The sequence below is a fragment of the Paraburkholderia bonniea genome, assembly GCF_009455625.1.
GTDB classification, from domain to species: Bacteria; Pseudomonadota; Gammaproteobacteria; order Burkholderiales; family Burkholderiaceae; genus Paraburkholderia; species Paraburkholderia bonniea.
This window is the reverse complement of sequence record NZ_QPEQ01000002.1, coordinates 322,989-343,179: the sequence shown is the minus strand read 5'-3', so window position 1 is coordinate 343,179 and position 20,191 is coordinate 322,989. Positions and strand designations below refer to the sequence as shown.

The following is a 20,191-nucleotide window of genomic DNA, read 5'->3' as shown; positions in this document are numbered from 1 at the left end:
ATAACTTTTAGACGAAAATTTATTGCATAAAACGAAAACATCTGGAAAGCATAATGTTTTATCCCTGACCCGGGTAAATCCTAAGGCTAAATCAGGAAAAAGAAATTGACCTGATGCCCGACTGGTATATCCTGAGGACCGGAATCAAGTGAAATACAGAAACCCCGCTTTTATTTCTGCATTACTTCATTCCAGCATATTTTTCAAATATTTTTTATTCACTGAAACGCAATAATCCGTCACCTTTTGGTATGATTTTTACCTTAAATCGTATTGCGTTCCAGATGAAGCCGGATTCAATGCTTTTAACCCTCGCAATTTGAGTGCCATCGTGAAAGTCAAAGGCCCTTTGGTGAGATCGAACCGCCGTCAGCCCATGACCAGCCGCCGCACGGGTTCGCTCCTCACAGTTCTCTCGCGCCGCTCCGTGCGGCGTCATAACGCGGTATGCGCGCGCGCATTCATCGCCGTACGGACCGACGAAGTCGCGTCCCTCCTGCCCTAGCGCCTCTCTCCTGAGCACCCGGTTGCCACTCGTTGCATGTCCGCGTGAATTCGCGTGGCGTGTGCAGTTTCATCCGTGATTGCGTTATCACGCAGCACCAGGCTGCCGTACCGTATGCCGTTCTCACACACGCCTTGCGGCACAGCAGGCACGCGTGATGCTGCATGCGGCGAGAGCTTCACGCGATCACGGCCACCAACGTTCTTCCGCTAAAGCAGCTAAAGCGGCGAATGCGCTTTGCCATGAACCAGCCACTGCCTTCGTACCTGAACTGCTTGAACCATGACAGCCAAACCGCTCGTCGGTGTTAGTGCCGACCGAATCATCACCGGACTTCACCCAACGCACGCCGCCGGTGAAAAGTACCTCACCGCTGTGGTCGATGGCGCGCAAGCGCTGGCCCTGGTCGTACCGGCACTGGGCGAGCGTCAAGCGGCCACAGCGCTGCTCGCGGCACTCGATGGCTTGCTGTTTACCGGCAGCTATTCGAACGTCGAGCCGCAGCGTTATGGCGGCCACGCCAGCGCACCCGGCACGCTGCACGACGCCGCACGCGATGCCACCACGCTGCCGCTCATGCAGGCGGCGCTTCACGCTGGTGTGCCGGTGCTAGCCATCTGCCGCGGCTTTCAGGAAATGAATGTGGTGTTCGGCGGCACCTTGCATCAGCAGGTTCACGACGTGCCCGGGCTCGCCGATCACCGCGAGAACAAGAACGACTCGCTCGATCTGCAATACGGCCCAGCGCACGACCTTCGTCTGACGCCAGGCGGGCTGCTGGCCAGCCTCGCGGGCAGCACCAGGGCACGGGTGAATTCGCTGCACGGCCAAGGCATTGCTCAGCTTGGTGCGGGCCTCGTGGCCGAAGCACTCGCCCCAGACGGACTCATCGAAGCCATTAGCGTTGCCGCGCCGAACGCTTTCGCGCTAGGGGTGCAATGGCATCCCGAATGGCAGCACGGCAGCGACCCACTTTCCACCGCGATCTTCCGCGCGTTCGGTGCAGCATGCCGCGAGCGGATGCGCCTCAGGGCCAGCCGGGACGCGGCATCCGCCGCCCAGCCCGCGTAAGCCAGCCCCTTGCCTAACCAGGAAGACTCTCATGCACGACATCGACGAATTTCTGAAGAAACACCGCATCACCGAAATCGAAGCCATCATCCCCGACATGGCCGGTATTGCGCGCGGCAAGATCATTCCGCGCAACAAGTTCGAATCAGGGGAGTCGATGCGGCTGCCGCAGGCGGTGATGATCCAGACCGTCACCGGCGAATACCCGGAAGACGGCACTCTGACCGGTGTGACCGACCCCGATATGGTCTGCGTCCCTGACCCTTCGACCATTCGCCTGATCCCGTGGGCAGTCGATCCGACCGCCCAGGTGATCCACGACTGCGTGCACTTCGATGGCTCACCGGTGGCAATCTCGCCGCGCCGGGTATTGCGCCGGGTGCTGGAGCTGTACAAGGCTAAAGACTGGAAGCCGGTGATCGCGCCTGAGCTGGAGTTTTATCTGGTCGATATGAACAAGGATCCAGACTTGCCGCTGCAGCCGCCCATCGGCCGCACAGGCCGCCCGGAGACGGGCCGCCAGGCTTACTCGATTGAAGCCGTCAACGAGTTCGATCCTTTGTTCGAAGACATCTACGAGTACTGCGACATTCAGGAACTCGAAGTAGATACGCTGATTCATGAAGTAGGCGCAGCACAGATGGAAATTAACTTCATGCACGGCGACCCGCTGAATCTGGCAGACCGGGTGTTCCTGTTCAAACGCACGGTGCGCGAAGCGGCCTTGCGCCACCGTATGTACGCGACCTTCATGGCCAAGCCGATGGAAAACGAGCCAGGTTCGGCGATGCATATTCACCAGAGCCTCGTCGACGAAGAAACCGGGCTCAACCTGTTTACCGGCAGCGACGGCCAGCCAACCGATCTGTTCCATAGCTATATCGCCGGGCTGCAAAAATACACCCCCGCGCTGATGCCAATTTTCGCGCCCTATATCAATTCGTATCGCCGTCTGTCGCGCTTCATGGCCGCTCCGATCAACGTGCAATGGGGTTATGACAACCGCACGGTTGGCTTTCGCATCCCGCACTCGGGCCCTGCCGCACGACGCGTCGAAAACCGCATTCCAGGGGTGGACTGCAACCCATACCTGGCGATTGCGGGCACGCTCGCTGCGGGCTACCTCGGGATGACGCAACAACTCAGCGCCACCGAGCCGCTCACCACCGATGGCTATCAATTGCCTTATCAGTTGCCACGCAACCTGGAAGAAGGCCTGACGCTGATGGGCGCGTGCGAACCAATGGCGGGCATTCTGGGCGAATCGTTCGTCAAGGCTTACCTCGCGCTGAAAGAAACCGAATACGAAGCGTTTTTCCGCGTCATCAGTTCGTGGGAACGCAAGCATCTGTTGTTGCATGTCTAAGTCCGAATTCAAGGAGGCGATTACATGACCCGTTTTGAACCAGCCAGCGCCTATGTGCTTCCCGCACAAAGCGCGACCAGCGCCGCGCCGCAGCGCAGCACCGACGAATACCGCGCGCTCGATGCCGCGCATCACCTTCATCCGTTCTCCGATATGGGCGCGCTCAATCGCGCGGGCAGCCGTGTCATCGTCAAGGCCAAAGGTGTGTACCTCTGGGACTCCGATGGCACGAAGATGATTGATGGCATGGCCGGCCTGTGGTGCGTCAATGTCGGTTATGGCCGCAAGGAACTCGCTGAAGCGGCATACCGGCAAATGCAGGAACTGCCGTTCTACAACACCTTTTTCAAAACCACGCATCCGCCGGTGATCGAACTTTCAGCGCTGCTGGCTGAACTGACACCCGCGCCGTTCAAGCATTTTTTCTATTGCAACAGCGGCTCCGAAGGCAACGACACGGTGTTGCGCATCGTTCACCACTACTGGGCCACACAAGGCCAGCGCAAGAAAAAATACGTGATCTCGCGCAAGAACGGCTATCACGGGTCCACGATCGCAGGCGGCACGCTCGGCGGCATGGGTTACATGCACGAGCAAATGCTCTCGCAAGTGGAGCACATCGAGCACATCGACCAGCCGTATTACTTCGGTGAAGCCCAGCCTGACGAAACCCCAGAAGCCTTTGGTCTGGCCCGCGCCAGACAACTGGAAAACAAAATCCTGGAGCTGGGCGCGGAAAACGTCGCGGCCTTTATCGGTGAGCCGTTCCAGGGTGCAGGCGGCGTGATTTTCCCGCCCGCTACGTACTGGCCGGAAATCCAGCGTATCTGCCGCAAGTACGACATCTTGCTGGTCGCAGACGAAGTGATCGGTGGTTTTGGCCGCACGGGCGAATGGTTCGCACACCAGCACTTCGGTTTCGAGCCCGATCTCATCACCATGGCCAAAGGCCTGACCAGCGGTTATGTGCCGATGGGTGCAGTAGGGCTGCATGAGCGCATCGCTCACGCCATCATCGACAACGGCGAGTTCAACCACGGTCTGACTTACTCCGGGCATCCGGTAGCAGCAGCGGTGGCAGTGGCCAACCTCAAGCTGTTGCGTGACGAAAAAATCGTCGAGCGCGTCAAGCACGACACCGGTCCGTACTTCCAGCAGCAGTTGCGTGAAACCTTCGCGCAGCACCCGCTGGTAGGCGAAATTGCCGGTACGGGGCTAGTCGCAGGCCTGCAACTCGCCGAAGTGCCGCGCACGCGCAAACGCTTCGCCAATGGTGGTGAAGTTGGCACCGTCTGCCGTGACTTCTGCTTTAACAGCGGCCTCGTAATGCGCGCCACCGGTGATCGAATGCTGCTATCGCCACCGCTGGTAATTACCCGCAGCGAGATTGACGAGATCATTGCCAAAGCCAAAGGCGCACTAGACGCAACGGCTGAACAATTCGGCCTGGCTGCCCGGGCATAACAACCATCTGATGGCGGGCTCAGGCACCAGGCCTGAAGCCCGGCCTTCAAGGATAAAAATCATGAGAGTGCGTCACATACGGTTAGCGCTGGCGGGGGCCGCGCTAACTGCTGCCAGCTTCGTGGCATGGCTGGGCCATCCTGCCGCCATGGCCGCCGAAGCGCAACTGAACGTGTACAACTGGTCGGACTACATCGCGCACGACACGGTGTCGAATTTCGAACAGCAAACCGGCCTCACGGTGAAGTACGACAGCTACGACAGCGACGACACGTTGCAGGCCAAGCTGCTTTCAGGCAGCTCCGGCTACGACATCGTGGTGCCTACCTCCAGCTATATGGCACGGCAAATTCAGGCAGGGGTTTATCAAAAGATCGACCGGGCGCAGCTCCCCAACCTCGCGCATTTATCGCCCGTGTTGATGAAGCGGCTGGAAGAAGCCGACCCGGGCAACCAGTACGGCGTGCCCTGGGCTTACGGCACCGATGGCATCGGCTACAACGTCGAAGCGGTGCGCAAGGCACTCGGCAAAAGCGCGCCAGTCGATAGCTGGGCACTGGTGTTTGATCCAGCCAATATGGCGCGCCTCAAAAGCTGCGGGGTGTCTTTTCTCGACCAGCCCAGCGATGTTTTCGCCGCCGCGCTGCAGTACCTGCACAAAGACCCAAACAGCGCCAACCCGGCTGACTATCACGCAGCGTTCGACATGCTGCGCAAGGTTCGCCCGTACATCACGCAGTTCAATTCATCGGGCTATATCAACGATCTGGTGAATCACGATGTCTGCGTCAGCCTGGCGTGGTCGGGTGATGTCGGGATTGCACGGCGCAGGGCACAGGAAGCGCATCTGCCGTACGAGATCCGCTTTGCCAATGTGCGCGAAGGTGGGCTTCTGTGGTTCGACATGATGGTCATACCCAAAGATGCCCCACACCCCCAGGCTGCGATGAAGTGGATCAACTACATCCTGCAGCCGAAGGTCAGCGCCTCAATCACCAACGCGGTGTTCTATCCCGGTGCCAACCATGGCGCACGCGCGCTGATCGCACCCGCACTCGCGCAAGACCCCAGTCTCTATCCGGCAGATGAGGTGCTGTCCCGCATGAGCCTGATGCGTCCCGTGCCGCCCGAGGTCCATCGCCTGATGAACCGTTTATGGGCGCAACTCAAGACCGGGCACTAAACCCCGTCACCACTGAGCCATTCCCGCTTCAGCCGCAATCGCAGTCTGTCTCTCTCGTTCGCAGTGCCGCAACCTGGCGCGCCGTTTAGCGCCCTGGCCGGCGTGCGCCCTGCAGTCTGTCGCAAGGAGAACCGCTAGATCATGCAACCGATGTCGTCCTCTCTCCCCAGCGCCGTGCCCCGGCTACAGCCCTCAGCGCTTGCTCCAGCCGCCGCGCCCGCGTTCGTACGGCTCGAAAACGTGGTGAAACGCTTTGGCAGCAGCATCGCCGTCGATCACGTCAATCTGGATCTCGCCCGCAATGAACTGTTCGCTTTGCTAGGCAGTTCCGGTTGTGGCAAATCGACCCTGCTGCGCATGCTCGCCGGTCTCGAAAGCATCACCTCGGGGCGCATCCTGATTGATGGCGAAGACCTCGCCGCACTGCCGCCGTATCGCCGCCCGGTCAACATGATGTTTCAGTCGTATGCGTTATTCCCGCACATGACCGTGGCGGGCAATGTCGCGTTTGGCTTGCGCCAGGAAGGCACACCACGGCGTGAAATCAGCGAACGGGTTGAGCAAGCCTTGCAGCTCGTGCAGATGAACCGCTACGCGCAACGCAAACCTCATCAGCTTTCTGGTGGCCAGCAACAACGCGTGGCGCTGGCACGTGCATTGGTCAAGCGGCCCAAGCTGTTGTTGCTGGACGAACCGATGTCCGCGCTCGACAAGCAAATCCGGCAGAAAACCCAGCTCGAACTGGTCAGCATCATCGAGCAAGTGGATGTGACTTGCGTGATGGTCACGCACGATCAGGAAGAAGCCATGACGATGGCCAGCCGCCTGGCGGTGATGAGCGAAGGCCGCATCATTCAGACCGGCTCGCCACTAGAGGTTTACGAATATCCGAATAGCCGCTTTTCAGCGAACTTCATCGGCTCGACCAACCTGTTCGAAGGCGTCGTGGTGGAAGACGAACCGGATCATATTTTTGTTGCAAGCCCTGAGCTTGAAACCCGCCTGCACATTAATCACGGCATCACCGGGCCATTGGGCATGGCCGTCGGCATTTCCGTGCGGCCCGAACGCGTGAGCGTTTCGCGCGAGCGTCCTGCATCACCGCATAACTGCGCACGCGGTGTGGTGAGCAACGTCGCTTACATGGGTGGCTATTCGCTGTATCACGTGCGCCTCGAAAGTGGCAAAACCATCGTGGCAAATCTGTCCAGCACCTTGCTAATGAACGACGGGGCCCCGGTCTGGAACGACGAAGTGTTTGTCTTCTGGTCACCCCAAAGCGCTGTGGTGCTCACCCAATGAAACACACCACCTCCTCCCCTTCGCTGCCACTCAGCCCAGCCGCTGCCAGCCCCCGCGTCACGCCATCCTGGTTCAGGCAGCGTCTCGCGCGCCTACGGCCCTCGGGACGCAGTCTGGTCATTGGCCCGCCGTTTGTCTGGCTGACGGTGTTTTTTGCGCTGCCGTTCGTGCTGGTGCTGAAAATCAGCTTCGCTGAAATGCACTTGGGCATTCCTCCATACACCGGGCTAGCGACGCTGCGCGATGGTGCGCTGCATTTGTCGTTGCAGTTCAGCCACTACGCGTTCTTGCTGGAAGACAGCCTGTATGTGGCAACCTGGCTCAGCTCGGTGAAGATGGCCGGGGTGTCCACGGTGTGCTGCCTGCTGCTCGGTTTTCCCATGGCGTACTACATCGCACGCAGCGCGCCAGGCACACGCCATCTGCTGATGATGGCGGTCATGCTGCCGTTCTGGACTTCGTTCCTGATCCGCGTCTATGCATGGATCGGCATCCTTAAGGATGAAGGCCTGCTAAATCATCTGCTGCTCGCGCTCGGCCTGATTCATAGCCCGCTGCATCTGTACCGCACCGAGGCTGGGGTGTATCTCGGCATGGTGTATTCGTATTTGCCGTTCATGGTGATGCCGCTCTACGCGCATCTGGTGAAGATGGATCTGCGTTTGCTCGAAGCGGCCTACGATCTCGGGGCCAAACCCTGGACGGCCTTCACTCGCATCACCTTGCCGCTGTCGAAAAACGGCATCATCGCGGGCAGCTTGCTGGTGTTTATTCCAGCAGTCGGCGAATACGTGATTCCAGAGCTGCTGGGTGGGGCCGACACGCTGATGATCGGGCGCGTGATGTGGGATGAATTTTTCAACAACATGGACTGGCCGATGGCAGCCGCTGTCACGGTCACCATGGTGCTGCTGTTGCTAGTGCCGATGGCGCTGTTCCAGTACTACCAGGTAAAAGAATTCGAGGAGGCCCCATGACCCACCCTAACCGCTTGCTGTCATGCACAGCGCTCACGCTCGGTTTTTCGTTTCTCTATCTGCCGATCCTCAGCCTCGTCGTGTTTTCGTTTAACGAATCCAGGCTCGTCACCGTCTGGTCCGGCTTCTCGCTGAAGTGGTATGCCGCGCTGCTGGATGACCGGGAACTGCTGGCGGCGGCCTGGCTATCGCTGAAAATCGGCCTGATGACCGCCTGCGCCTCGGTCGTGATCGGCACGTGGGCGGGCTTCGTGCTGGCACGCTTTGGCCGTTTTCGCGGCTTCACCCTGTTCGCTGGAATGGTGAATGCGCCGCTGGTAATTCCCGAGGTAATCCAGGGCATTTCGCTGCTGTTGCTATTCGTCGCGCTCGAACAAATGCTGGGCTGGCCGCACGGCCGTGGCATCGCCACCATCTGGATCGGCCACGTGATGCTGTGCCTGTCGTATGTCGCCATCGTCGTGCAGTCACGCGTGAAAGAGCTCGACCGCTCACTCGAAGAAGCCGCGCTGAACCTGGGCGCGACGCCGTTCAAAGTGTTCTTTCTGATTACGCTACCGCTCATTGCGCAAGCGCTGGTATCGGGCTGGCTGCTATCGTTCACGCTTTCGATTGATGATCTGGTGCTCTCGGCCTTTCTCTCCGGCCCCGGCTCAACCACCCTGCCACTAATCGTGTTTTCGCGCGTGCGGCTGGGCTTGAATCCAGAGATGAATGCACTTGCCACGCTGTTTATCAGCAGCGTGACCATCGGCGTCATCGGCATCAACCACGGGCTGCTGAAACGCGAACGGCGCCGCACGCGTGACATGCAGCTAGCGTGCACCGCAAGCGCGGCAGATACCCAGACCGATGCCCCGCGTTATCCGGATGTGCCAGCCGCCACCCGAACCTAGGCGATGAACCCCAACCCATCGCCCACGGCCCACGGTCTCTTCAATGCTCTTACTGCGTGATTAACCCGACCCATGCTCCCCTTCTCGAACCAGCCGCATGCCGCGTCGTACTACGCGGCCACGGCCAACGACAGCACGCGGCATGCCCCGCTCGATACGGCGCTCAACGTTGATGTGTGTGTGATCGGCGCGGGCCTGACTGGCATCTCGACCGCACTCAATCTGGTGGAACGCGGACATTCAGTCGCGGTGCTCGAAGCGGCGAAAGTCGGCTGGGCCGCGAGCGGGCGCAATGGCGGGCAGATGATCGGCGGCTACGCCTGTGACATCGACACCTTCAGCCCATATCTATCCGCCGATGAACTCCGGCAAGTCTGGAGCATGGGGCAAGAAACGCTGGCGCAAATCCGCGCGCGCATCGAACGCCATCAGATCGACTGCGACCTGACACCCGGCTATCTGACCGTAGCGAACAAAACGCGCGATACCGTCGCGCTACGCCAGGCGCAAGACGCTGCGCAGCGCCGCTTCGGCCACGACCGCCTGCGCTATATCGAACGTGGCGAACTGGGGCGCTACGTGCAGTCGTCGCGTTATCTCGGCGGACTGTTTGATCCCGATAGCGGCCATCTGCATCCGCTCAACTACACCCTGGGTCTCGCACGGGCCGCAACGGCCGCTGGCGCGCGCATTTTCGAAGACAGCCGCGCGACGGCAATACGGCGTGAAGCAAGCGGCCATCATCGCATCGACACCGCGCGCGGCAGCGTGCGAGCGCAATTTGTCGTGCTGGCATGTAACGCGTATCTCGGCGCACTGGCACCGGACGTCGCGCGCAAGATCATGCCGGTCGGCACCTATGTGGTCACCACTGAAGCACTCGATCCCGCCCGCGCCAGCGCGCTGATGCCCGCTCATGCCGCGGTATGCGACAGCCGCTTCGTGCTCGACTATTTCCGCCCGCTGCCCGACCGGCGTTTGTTATGGGGCGGCAAGGTCAGCTATTCGACGCGCGAACCGCGACAGCTTGCTGAAGCGATGCGGCGCGACCTGCTGAAAACGTTTCCGCAGCTCGCTGACGTCAAGCTCGATTACACGTGGGGCGGCTTCGTTGATATCACGCGCAACCGCGCCCCACACTTTGGCCGCCTCTCCCCAAGCGTGTATTTCGCTCAGGGGTTTTCGGGCCATGGGGTGAACACCACCGGCCTCGCGGGCGAACTAATCGCCGCGGCCATTCATGGCCAGGCCGAGCGTTTCGACCTGTTCGCCCGAGTCCAACACCGGGATTTCCCCGGCGGGCCGTGGCTCAGAATGCCCGCACTAGTGCTAGCCATGGCGTGGTACCGGATGCGGGACTGGCTCTAACGTGATAAGCCGTGGATTTGTCATCAATCTCCGCTTCGGTTTTAGTTGAATCTGGCCGGATAACACCCACCGGAACATAATCCGACGGCACTTCAAAGCAAGTACCGGAGTTAAATTTCAGTACCCCGGAAAAAGAAAACAGCCATTCGTCATCGCTGATTTTCCGGGTTACTTGCAGGACTTCGGTGCCATTTTCCAGTTGACCGATCGCCAGATCACTAGATCGCCAGATGGCATCAATTTTCGTTTACCGATATTTTCCGTAGCAATACATAAATCCAATTCCCTAGCGCTTCACTGCAGCAGCTACTTCACATTGCAATTGAGCCGCCGCTTTTTTTATAAATTTCTCGGGGTGGCTATAGATAATCAGATTATTAAATGGCCCGCTCTTTATATATTTAAGATAAATATATGCAGCGGCGGCGCTCATGGACTGGGCTATCTGCATGATTTTCCGGTCAAAAATTGAATTAAGCGCATCGCACTCTGCGAACTGGGTATTAATCGCTTTTTTTAGTTCATCGGTAGAAAAATGAGGAATTATCATGTTATCGATAATTTTCTCAATTTCCTGACGAAGATCATTCATCTTGCCTAGCGTGTCATAGCCGTTTCCGCCATTTTTCCCATCCATAAATTGCCGCAATAGCTTTACGAAAACAGGATAACCAGCATAGGCAGCATTGCCACTGGCAAACAAACTTTTAAATGAAGCAGTAAGCGCCGGCCCAGGTATTTTCACTCTCCAATGGGAAATCGCACGATCCTCCTCCTGGCATGAGCCTCTGGTTTTTTTAATAATATCTTTAATATACGCCAATAGATCATGAAAATTTTCAAGATCAGGGGGTACGTTTTTCAGAAATGGAATGGCGTTCATTTTATCTTTAACAATTTTCCCCTGACGATCTGCATCGTTGACAAAATGGATAATGAATGCAAGAAACTCAGCCGTTTTCAAAACCAGCTGTCCATTTTTTCCGGCAGAATGAAAATTCTGCGCCATGCCATATATCTGCAGGCGAGGAATTTCTTCTTCATTAAAGAATTCGTAACAGAACGACTCACAAAATACACGCGCGAATTTTTCAAACCATGAATCAATATGAACATCCCAAGTGCCTGGCTTGCCTGTGTTTGCCAGTTCAATTTTTTCGACTATTCCGGCAATCGCCTGATTTGTAAGCGCCGGAAAATTTTCAATATATCTAGCAAAATCTATGGCGCATTCAGTGCCGTGACAGAAATCATCTTTCCGGGGCGGACTACCGCCAATTAACGGCCGTCCCTTTACTAGCTCAAACTGACTCAAGGGTGTATAACTTCTATTTAATGATTTTTCACCACAAAATATCTGAAAATAATCTCCTGCCTTACTGCTACTGGAGGCGTCAGAATTTAAGTCAATCGAATATCCACTATTATTTGATCTAACCTGATTTTTATTCGGACTCGAAACACCACCTGAAAAAATAATTTTTCCAGAAACTCCAGAAACATTACTCGCTTTCATTCAAACCCCCAAGCAATCAGCTAATTTTCTTGTTTACTGTTAAAACACAACAACTCTCTTTAACACTCTCATTCAGCGGCGCTACAAATAGCCCTGCCCTCAGCTTTACCGCCACACGCTTAATACTTTTCGTTAAGTAACCAGACTCCGGCAAACGTTCCACGCTCAAACTAAATAGCGCCAGCACATTCCATCGTCCTTATCGCTTGCATAGCTTCCCGCCGCTATATCCCGAAATTACCCTGTGATAAATTCGCGCCGCCACGCCGGGCCGCCACCGCGTGGCCAACAAGATTGCGCCGCCGCTCGCGCAGACGCGCGCAGAAACAGAACCGGAAATACAGGAGAGACGCCATGCTGGTGTTGATTGGGGTGCCGATTGTCGTGATCGGCTTTGCGCTGCGCTTTAACGCGCTGCTGGTGGTCACGGTGGCGGGCATCGCCACCGGGCTGGCGGGCGGGCTAGACCCGGTGGCAATCGTCAGCGCCTTTGGCCGCGCCTTCGCCGAAAACCGCTACATGGGATTGATCTGGCTCACGTTGCCCGTGATTGCGCTACTTGAGCGCAACGGCCTGAAAGAACAAGCGCGCCATCTGATCTCGCGGGTGCAGGCCGCCACGGCTGGCCGGGTGCTGATGCTCTATTTCGTGATTCGCCAGGCCACCGCCGCGCTGGGCCTGACTTCGCTAGGCGGGCATGCGCAAATGGTGCGTCCGTTGATTGCACCGATGGCCGAAGCCGCCGCCGTGAACCAGCATGGCGAATTGCCCGATGCAGTGCGCCAGCAAATCCGCGCGAACGCCGCCGCTGCCGACAACATCGGCGTGTTTTTTGGCGAAGACATCTTTATTGCCATCCAGTCGATCCTGCTTATCAAAGGCTTTCTTGAACAAAACGGCATCGTGGTCGAGCCACTGCATCTGTCGGTCTGGGCAATCCCGACGGCCATCGCGGCGCTCATCATTCACTGCGTGCGGCTGATGTTGTTCGATCGCAGCCTCTCATCCCAGTTGAGCCTTGCCGCCCGGAGTGCTGCACGATGATTACGCTCGAATGGCTTTATCTAATCGCGGGCCTGATGTTTGCCGCGTTCGCGTTGTTTAACCTGGCCGACCGTAGCCGCTCGCGGCGCGGTGCCAGCTTTCTGTTTTGGGGCATTTACGCGGCGACGTTTTTGTTCGGCGGGGTGTTGCCGCATTTCGTCACTGGCTGCATGGCGCTTGCGCTCGCGCTGATCGCGGGCTCGGGCCAGCTTAGCCGCAAGGCCCTGGCAAGCAACGCCGCGCCAGAGAGCGGCGAGCAGCAAGCCTGCGCGAACGCACGTCTGACACATCGTGAAAACCAGGCGCGCCGTTTCGGCAGCCGTCTGTTTATTCCAGCACTGCTGATTCCGCTGGTGACGCTGGCAGGCACCTTCACGCTGAAATACCTGCCGTTTATCCAGACTAAAAACGTCACGCTGATTTCACTGGTGCTTGGCACGCTGGTGGCTTTTGCTGTCGCGCTGGTCATGTTGCGCGACTCGCCCATTCAGGCGCTCAAGGAAGCTCGCCAGACCATGGATTCCGTTGGCTGGGCCGCGATCCTGCCGCAAATGCTGGCAGCGCTCGGCGCACTGTTCGCGGTGGCCGGAGTGGGTGGCGTGGTGTCGGATCTGGTGCAGGCATGGGTGCCGCTTAGTTCATCTTTTGCCGTGATCGCGGCTTATGGGCTGGGCATGGCGCTCTTCACCATGGTGATGGGCAACGCCTTCGCCGCATTCCCGGTGATGACCGCTGGCATTGGCTTGCCCCTAATCGTGCAGCAGTTCGGCGGCAATCCGGCCATCATGGGCGCGATTGGCATGCTGTGCGGTTTCTGCGGCACGTTGATGACGCCCATGGCAGCCAACTTCAACATCGTCCCGGCAGCGCTGCTGGAGTTGCGCGACAAGAACGGCGTAATCAAGGCGCAAGTGCCCACCGCGTTGCTGCTGCTGGCGGTCAATGTGCTGCTGATGTATTTCCTGGTATTCCGTTTCTAACGAGGCCCTGATGACCACTCAACTCACGGCGGACCTCGCCGCAAAATTCGCCACGCTGGCGCTCGCTCATCTGCCACGCGAGTATCCAAACAAACTCACGCACACCCTGGCTGGGCCGGAGGATGTCCAAGGCCCGCGCGCACTGCATCCGGTGTTTTACGGCAGCTACGACTGGCACTCCAGCGTGCATGGCTACTGGCTAGTGCTGCATTTGCTCGGACGTTTTCCTGATTTGCCGCAGGCCGCGCAGATCGTGACGCTCACCGGGCAGCATTTCACCGCCGCCAACTTCGCGCAGGAGCAGGCCTATCTGGATCTGCCGCACAACCAGGGGTTTGAGCGTCCTTACGGCTGGGCCTGGCTGCTGGCGCTGGCCGCCGAGCTCGACACGCTGGCGCTTGCGTTGCCGCAGGCGCGTGGTTGGGCCACAGCGCTCGCGCCGCTCACCAAGACCTTCGTTGCACGTTTCATGGAATTTTTGCCGAAGGCGACGTATCCGTTACGGGTCGGCACGCATTTCAACACCGCGTTCGCGCTGGCTTTAGCGCTGGATTTCGCCACTCGCACCGGGCATTCCGCGTTGACGCAGCTCATCACTGCAACCGCCCAGCGCTGGTATGGCAACGACGTCGCCTGCCAGGCGTGGGAGCCCTCGGGTGACGAGTTTTTATCGCCCGCGCTGATGGAGGCCGAATTGATGCGCAGGGTGCTTGCGCCAGAGGCGTTCATCACATGGTTGGGCCGCTTCCTGCCGGATCTGGCGGCGCGGCAGCCCGCCACGCTATTCACGCCAGCCACAGTCACAGATCGCAGCGATGGCAAGATTGCCCATCTCGATGGCCTGAACCTAAGCCGCGCGTGGTGTCAGCGGGCGCTGGCACGGGCTCTGCCTCCAGGTGATGCCCGCTCAGACGTGCTGCATGAAGCCGCCGAGCGGCATCTGGCCAGCGCGCTGCCGCACGTCGCGGGGGATTACATGGGTGAGCACTGGCTGGCAACCTTCGCCACGCTCGCGCTGGAAGCCTGAAGCAACAACCCGGCGGAACCGGCTCCGCCGTATGGCAAACACCGTTCTCGGCCAGCAATAAGAAGATGTCGCCGAGCAAGCGCCGCGTATAGTCCGGCGCACCTTTATCCGAACCCATCCCACACGCGATGAAACTCTTCTCCAGCACGCTTGCGCTCAGCGCTGCGCTACTTTCTGGCGGCGTCGCCGCGCAAAGCATCGAACAAGCGGCGACGTTTTACAACGCCTGCAGCCAACCCGCCAACCTCGACCTGTGCGCGATATTTCTCGCGGGCTACACCGGCGGCGTGAACGTGCAAAGCGTCGTGAGCCGCCAGCCTGCGCTGTACTGCATGCCACCCGGCACGACCCACAAGAAAAAACTTGAGACCGTGCTGAGCTATCTCAGCACGGTCCCGGCAGAGCAAACACAACCTACCGCCACGCTGGTCTACAAAGCCTTCGCCAAGGCATGGCCGTGCCGCTAAAGCACCAGAGCACTAAAACGCTAGAAGCGGTAACTCAGCGACACCCTAAGCGCCTGGCCTGACACATTGCCGGTATGCAGCAGCGTGTCGTAGCTCGCGCTCAAATCGAGAGCCTTGCGCAGTGGCAGCTTGACGCCGACTCCGGCACTCAGCATCCCTCGTGACGCCGTGGTGCCCGGCACCACAAAACCCGTCCCATCTGCCGCCGTCACCGCCACAGCGCGTGACGGATCAAGCGTTTCGTAGGCGTAACCGAGGCGCACTTCCACCAGGCCCGGCCGCTGGCCCATTGCGAGGAATGGGTAAGCGGCTGTTACGCCGAAATACGGCTGCAGGCTCTGCAGGTTTTGCCCCTCTACTGCCAGGTTCTGGTTCGTCGGGCCTGACTCGTCAAACGCGCTGCCATGAAAGTACTGATAGCGCACGCCCGCACGCGGTGTCACGACGAAGCGTCCGAGGTTCAGCGGCAAGCTGACCTGGGCTCCCAGATGCAGTTCGTCCCCCTGACTATTGCCATCCGCATTGCCGAAGCTGCCGAAATTGCGGCTTGAGGCCAGGAAGTCGTGCGCATAACCAAACGTCCCTGCAAGATTCACCGGCCCCAGCGCGCGGCCGCCGTAGCCCGCGATACGCAACGTATCAATCGTGCCGCTGCTGCCGGTCTGGTCTTCGGTGACATCGGCATGGCTATAGCCTCCGGCCACCCCTGCGGTCCATGCGTTGAATTGCCGCTCAACCCCCGCCAGAAAGCCATACCGGCGATCCGTGTAGCCCGGCGCGCCATGATTGCCGCCAACGCGCGCCACATCGCCCGTCGCCTGGACCCAGGCATAACGGCCCCGCGGCTGGCAGTTCACAGCGTCTGAGCTGGCTCCGCTCGGGCAAGCGCCCGCTAACCGGCTCAGACGCTCCAGCAGCACGTCATTCACCCGCTGGCCTTCACGCATCGCCGCTGAACCCAGCGCGCCAAACAGCGTCGCATTGGTCGGCGCAAGCACCACCGGGCCACCGGGGTTACCAGGAGTGCCGGGAGTGCCAGGATCAACCGGCGTGCTGGGGTTAGAAGGATCAACCGGCCCCACCGGATTGCTCAACGACAGCACCACGCCCGTCTGGCTGGTTAGCACCGACTGGATCAGGTTGTTCGGCTGGTTCGCATTGGTGCTCACCGTGCTGAAGCTGCCACTTAGGCCATTCGAGCTGACGATCTGATAGGTGGTCGCGCGATAGGTGCCTGGTGCGTACAGCAGCGACAGCGTGCCATTCAGACTGACTGCGCCGCCCACCTTGAGCAGCGATGCCTGGTTCGGATTCACGTCGATCTGCAAGGTGCCGCTAGCACTCTGGGTGTAGTTGCCTTGCAGCGACAACTGGCCCATCGTGCTGCCGCCAGGCCAGACCGTGCCCTGATTCAGCACGCTGCCACCGATGGTGCCGAAACCACGTAACAAGCCGGGCGTCGCCACCTGAACATCACCCGCCGTCGTCGCGCCTGAATTAAACGCGTCGCCAATCGTGAGCTGTCCCTGGTTGACCGAGGTGCCACCGGAATAGGAATTCATCCCGTTCAGCGTCAGGTTGCCCGTGCCGGACTTGTACAGCGCAGCGCTGCCACCGCCCGCGCCATTGCTCGCGTCATCGGTGATGGCACCGCTAATCGTGTCGTCCCGGTTTAACCCGCCGAGGGTGACGCTAGCGTGGCCCAGCTTGACCTGGCCAGCACCCGACAGCGAGCCGATGGCCATGCTGGCGCTGCTCAGCGCACCCAGATCAACCGTGCCGCCGAGGTTATTCAGCACCTTCGCGCCTGCGGCGTTCGACGCCCCAGCAAACGCGAGCGTGCCATTAGCCCCGGTGGAGATCGACAGATCGTCTGCGCGGCTATTGCCAATGAAGCGCAGCGTGGCATCCGGCGCGCCGCCTGCCGCTGCGACCGTCACGTTGCCGGTGCCAAGGCCGTGACCGCTGCTATTGACTTCGAGCGTGCCCGCGCCAACGGTAGTGCCACCGGTATAGAGATTCGCGCCCGTGATCTGCAAAGTGCCAGCGCCGGTTTTGGTGAGCCCGCCTGGGCCCGCAATCTGCCCGGCAAAAACCAGCGTGCCGCTATCGGCCTGCAACGTGCCACCGCCTGCGCTCACACCGGGCACGCCGCCCTGCAAGATCGTGGCGCGGTTGAGCGTCATCCCCTGCGTAGCTTCCAGCGTGCCGCCGCTGAACACTAGCGAGCCAGCAGCATCGCCCAGGTTAGCGTCCGCGCTAATCGCCACTGTGCCTTCGTGGAATTCCGAGCTGCCGGTGTAGTCATTAAGCCCTTCCAGGGTCAGCGTGCCCGCACCCAGCTTGCGTATTCCGCCGATGCCGGAAATCGTGTTCGTCAAGGTCAGGTTTTGCGTGTCAGGAACGGAGAAGCTGCCACCGCCCAGCGCGAGGTTGATCGAGCGGTCCGTGATAAAGCTCGAGCTCGTCGCCAGCGTGCCGCCATCGAAGAACAGGCGGGCACCGCTCTCACCCAGATTTTTATCCTGCGAGACAAGGACCGTGCCGCCCTTCAACACCGTGCCATTGCGATACGAATTGTCGCCATCGAGTACGAGCGTGCCGTCACCGGTCTTGGTCAGTCTGCCTTCGCCCTCAATGGTGTTGAGGACCGTCAGCGTCGTATTGGCATTGGTGTCAATCGTGCCACCAAGATCCGATAGGTTGAACGAGCGCTGCATCTCGAAGCTGGCGCTGGTATTGAGCGTGCCGCCATTGAAGCGCAGCGCCTGGCTGACGTCGCCGAGGCTGCCCTCCTCAGCGATCGACAAAGTGCCTTGTTTCAGCCGCCATGGCGTTAGCCCGGCATTGCTGCCGGTAAGGGTCCAGGTCCCGCTGCCGTTTTTTTGATACGACTGGAAGCCGACATAGTCGGTGCCAATCGCCCCGGCATTGAAGCTGGCCGTGCCCTCGCCACCCAGTACCAGCGTGCTGCTAATGCCCGCCGTGGCATCCACCTTGCCCAGCACGACGCCACCGGGATCCAGCTCGAACACGTTAGTGCCACCCGTAAACACCACCGCCGCGGCATAACTGCCATCCACCTCCCGGCCACCCGAGATCGTGCCCGCGTTGAGCACACGCAGATTGGCCCCGGTGATGCCCACGCCAGCGCTGCCGTTGGCACCGATACTCGGGTCAACCGGGTCAATGCCCGGGTTACCCCCCTGGCCCGCAGCACCACCCGTAATCGTCGCGCCCGCCGCATTCCAGAGGTTGACGTTCTCGCTGTTGCCGCTGATCTCGACTCCCGCGCCGCCATTGCCTCCCACGCCAAAACCTGACGTCACGCTCGCGCCAGCGCCACCGCTGATAGATCCACCGCTCTGGTTAGCCAGCACCCCGTCACTCATCGTGACGCCGTTCCCGCCCGAACCGCCGCTGCCATTGTCATCGCTGTTGAAAGCCATGCCATTGATGCCGCCCGCGCCACCGGTAATCGTGCCGGTGTTGGTCAGCGTAACCTCGCCACCGATGACATTCACCCCATCACCACCGCCACCGCCGCTACCTGCAATCGTCGTATTCGAGCCGCCTGCGCCACCTGCGCCACCCTTGATCGTGCCGGAATTATCAAGCGTCCCACTGTCCAGCGTGATGCCGCTGCCACCGCCACCACCACCGCCGGCAGGCGCAAAGAGAGCGCCACTACCACCCATGCCGCCTGCCCCGCCCTGAATGGTGAAACCCACTGCGTTCGTCACCGAATCATTGACCACAGAAGACCAGGCACCAGCGCCACCGCCGCCTCCACCCCCGCCGCTGCCGCTGGCGCCCAAGGCTGCCCCTCCCCATCCGCCTGCCTCGCCTGTCACCGAGCCCGCCGGACTCCCGCCGGTATCCATGCCCACCGCACCACCCTTGCCTCCATCCGACGGAATAAGCTCAACACCGCCATCGCCGCCCTCACCGCCAACACCGCCAACACCTACCGTACCTGGCATGGTTCTCGGCATGCCCCCCGTTCCGCCATGGCCGTTGCCCGCGCCACCCGGGGCAACACCCTCACTCATCGGATCGCCACCGCCCGGGCTATCCGCCTGAGCCGACTGCAACGGTGCCGCTAGTCCCAGCAGCAGCGTGCTGACCACGACGCCTGAGCGGCACGCAAAGACGGAGCACCGCTGTGTGAGCGCGAAGCTAGCGCCAGGAACCAGCGTGCCTTTCAACGCACTGGCCGGAGTCTGTGCCGGTTGCGGCACGAGGAGCGCGGCAGCCGCCACTTGAGCCCCGCGCACCCGCTTGGCTCCAGACGTGCCGCTACGCGAGCGAACCTGCTCGGAAGCGACCTGAAGCAAGCGCAAGGTGGAATTCCAGACGACGCTGTAAATATGGTTCATATAAAACCTCGACAGACGGCCGGACCTAATCTGAGCCACTGAGTGGCTCGCTCGGCCTCGTCACGCGTATGTGGCGTGACCGCTCTGCCCGCCGTGCTCATGCGGCACGGGCCCGGTGGGTTTGTGCTGAGAAGGATCTGGAGCGCACTTCCCGCTGGCTAGCAATGGCGGCAACGAGCTGCAGCCACGCTCACCGGCCAACCTGCTCAACGGGGCAGTTGGCCTGCATCCAGACGCAATCTGGCTTGCGCTTTAAGTAACCAGCACGCTGCACTTCGTTCCATTGGGGCGGAATCCTTTCGATGCGACATGCATGCGAGAAGCGAGCACCCGCGCGGAATTCACGCGCAAGCTCATCAAACACATGAGCATTCATCGAGGCTCGGTACCTCACCTCAACTGCGGGCAAAAAAAAGAAAAATATCGTCGCCGATCCATTTCTGACAAAAACCCAACAATCACTTCCGAAATTCGGGTTTTTCCTGGGAAATTTCGCGGCATTAAGCGGGAACTTTATGATGCAAGGTGCATTACTTTCAATTGACAATGATTCTCATTCCCCATAAAGTGGCGCGTCCGTCCGTACAACCCAGTTACTGACCGGCTCACCGCGCAAGTTCCGCGAATTCCTAGCCAGGTGCCGTTT

General features: G+C 59.7%; 15 protein-coding genes. 12 read left to right on the top strand and 3 right to left on the bottom strand.

Going from position 1 to position 20,191, the window contains the following annotated elements:
• Window positions 1–787 precede the first annotated feature (787 nt).
• From GH656_RS15420 to GH656_RS15385, 8 genes are all read left to right on the top strand, one after another.
• Entirely contained in the window at window positions 788–1,576 is a 789-nt protein-coding gene (locus GH656_RS15420; RefSeq protein ID WP_153076941.1) for a gamma-glutamyl-gamma-aminobutyrate hydrolase family protein, read from the top strand.
• A gap of 31 nt (window positions 1,577–1,607) precedes the next feature.
• Window positions 1,608–2,942, top strand: coding sequence for a glutamine synthetase family protein (locus GH656_RS15415; RefSeq protein ID WP_153076940.1), 1,335 nt, complete (start codon window positions 1,608–1,610; stop codon window positions 2,940–2,942).
• A 24-nt stretch (window positions 2,943–2,966) separates the two neighbouring features.
• Window positions 2,967–4,406: an aspartate aminotransferase family protein gene (locus GH656_RS15410; protein ID WP_153076939.1), complete on the top strand. Its 1,440-nt coding sequence runs from the start codon at window positions 2,967–2,969 to the stop codon at window positions 4,404–4,406.
• Between the two features lie 61 nt (window positions 4,407–4,467).
• Complete coding sequence (locus GH656_RS15405) at window positions 4,468–5,589, top strand: polyamine ABC transporter substrate-binding protein (protein ID WP_153076938.1); 1,122 nt, start codon at window positions 4,468–4,470, stop codon at window positions 5,587–5,589.
• Window positions 5,590–5,730: 141 nt separating this feature from the next.
• A complete protein-coding gene (locus GH656_RS15400) occupies window positions 5,731–6,891 on the top strand; it encodes an ABC transporter ATP-binding protein (protein ID WP_153076937.1) in 1,161 nt (386 codons plus the stop codon).
• The gene (locus GH656_RS15395; RefSeq protein WP_153076936.1) at window positions 6,888–7,868 is read left to right on the top strand and encodes an ABC transporter permease subunit; all 981 of its coding nucleotides are present in this window, start codon (window positions 6,888–6,890) and stop codon (window positions 7,866–7,868) included. Before GH656_RS15400 ends, GH656_RS15395 begins: the two co-directional genes overlap by 4 nt.
• Complete coding sequence (locus tag GH656_RS15390) at window positions 7,865–8,764, top strand: ABC transporter permease subunit (protein ID WP_153076935.1); 900 nt, start codon at window positions 7,865–7,867, stop codon at window positions 8,762–8,764. The genes GH656_RS15395 and GH656_RS15390 overlap by 4 nt, the downstream gene beginning before the upstream one ends.
• 72 nt (window positions 8,765–8,836) lie before the next feature.
• The gene (locus tag GH656_RS15385) at window positions 8,837–10,132 is read left to right on the top strand and encodes an NAD(P)/FAD-dependent oxidoreductase (protein WP_153076934.1); all 1,296 of its coding nucleotides are present in this window, start codon (window positions 8,837–8,839) and stop codon (window positions 10,130–10,132) included.
• A gap of 286 nt (window positions 10,133–10,418) precedes the next feature.
• On the opposite strand, the gene GH656_RS15380 is transcribed toward GH656_RS15385, so the two are convergent.
• Window positions 10,419–11,648: an amidohydrolase family protein gene (locus GH656_RS15380; protein WP_153076933.1), complete on the bottom strand. Its 1,230-nt coding sequence runs from the start codon at window positions 11,646–11,648 to the stop codon at window positions 10,419–10,421.
• A 354-nt stretch (window positions 11,649–12,002) separates the two neighbouring features.
• Between GH656_RS15380 and GH656_RS15375 the strand changes: the two genes are divergently transcribed.
• The 4 genes from GH656_RS15375 (at window position 12,003) to GH656_RS15360 (ending at window position 15,166) form a co-directional block, all read left to right on the top strand.
• On the top strand, window positions 12,003–12,692 hold the full coding sequence (locus GH656_RS15375) for a DUF969 domain-containing protein (protein ID WP_153076932.1): 690 nt from the start codon (window positions 12,003–12,005) through the stop codon (window positions 12,690–12,692).
• Window positions 12,689–13,672 carry a DUF979 domain-containing protein gene (locus GH656_RS15370; protein WP_153076931.1) on the top strand — a complete coding sequence of 328 codons (984 nt, stop codon included), beginning with the start codon at window positions 12,689–12,691 and terminating at the stop codon, window positions 13,670–13,672. The genes GH656_RS15375 and GH656_RS15370 overlap by 4 nt, the downstream gene beginning before the upstream one ends.
• Before the next feature lie 10 nt (window positions 13,673–13,682).
• Window positions 13,683–14,699 (top strand): DUF2891 domain-containing protein, encoded by a 1,017-nt coding sequence (locus GH656_RS15365; RefSeq protein ID WP_153076930.1) that lies wholly within the window; start codon window positions 13,683–13,685, stop codon window positions 14,697–14,699.
• A gap of 128 nt (window positions 14,700–14,827) precedes the next feature.
• Window positions 14,828–15,166, top strand: a complete 339-nt coding sequence (locus GH656_RS15360; RefSeq protein ID WP_153076929.1) for a Rap1a/Tai family immunity protein — start codon at window positions 14,828–14,830, stop codon at window positions 15,164–15,166.
• Window positions 15,167–15,186: 20 nt separating this feature from the next.
• Here the strand turns inward: GH656_RS15360 and GH656_RS15355 are convergent, their stop codons facing one another.
• Together GH656_RS15355 and GH656_RS15350 are read right to left on the bottom strand one after the other, a co-directional pair.
• Window positions 15,187–19,545, bottom strand: coding sequence for an autotransporter domain-containing protein (locus GH656_RS15355; RefSeq protein ID WP_153076928.1), 4,359 nt, complete (start codon window positions 19,543–19,545; stop codon window positions 15,187–15,189).
• Window positions 19,546–19,735: 190 nt separating this feature from the next.
• A complete protein-coding gene (locus GH656_RS15350) occupies window positions 19,736–20,092 on the bottom strand; it encodes a hypothetical protein (protein ID WP_153076927.1) in 357 nt (118 codons plus the stop codon).
• Window positions 20,093–20,191 lie beyond the last annotated feature (99 nt).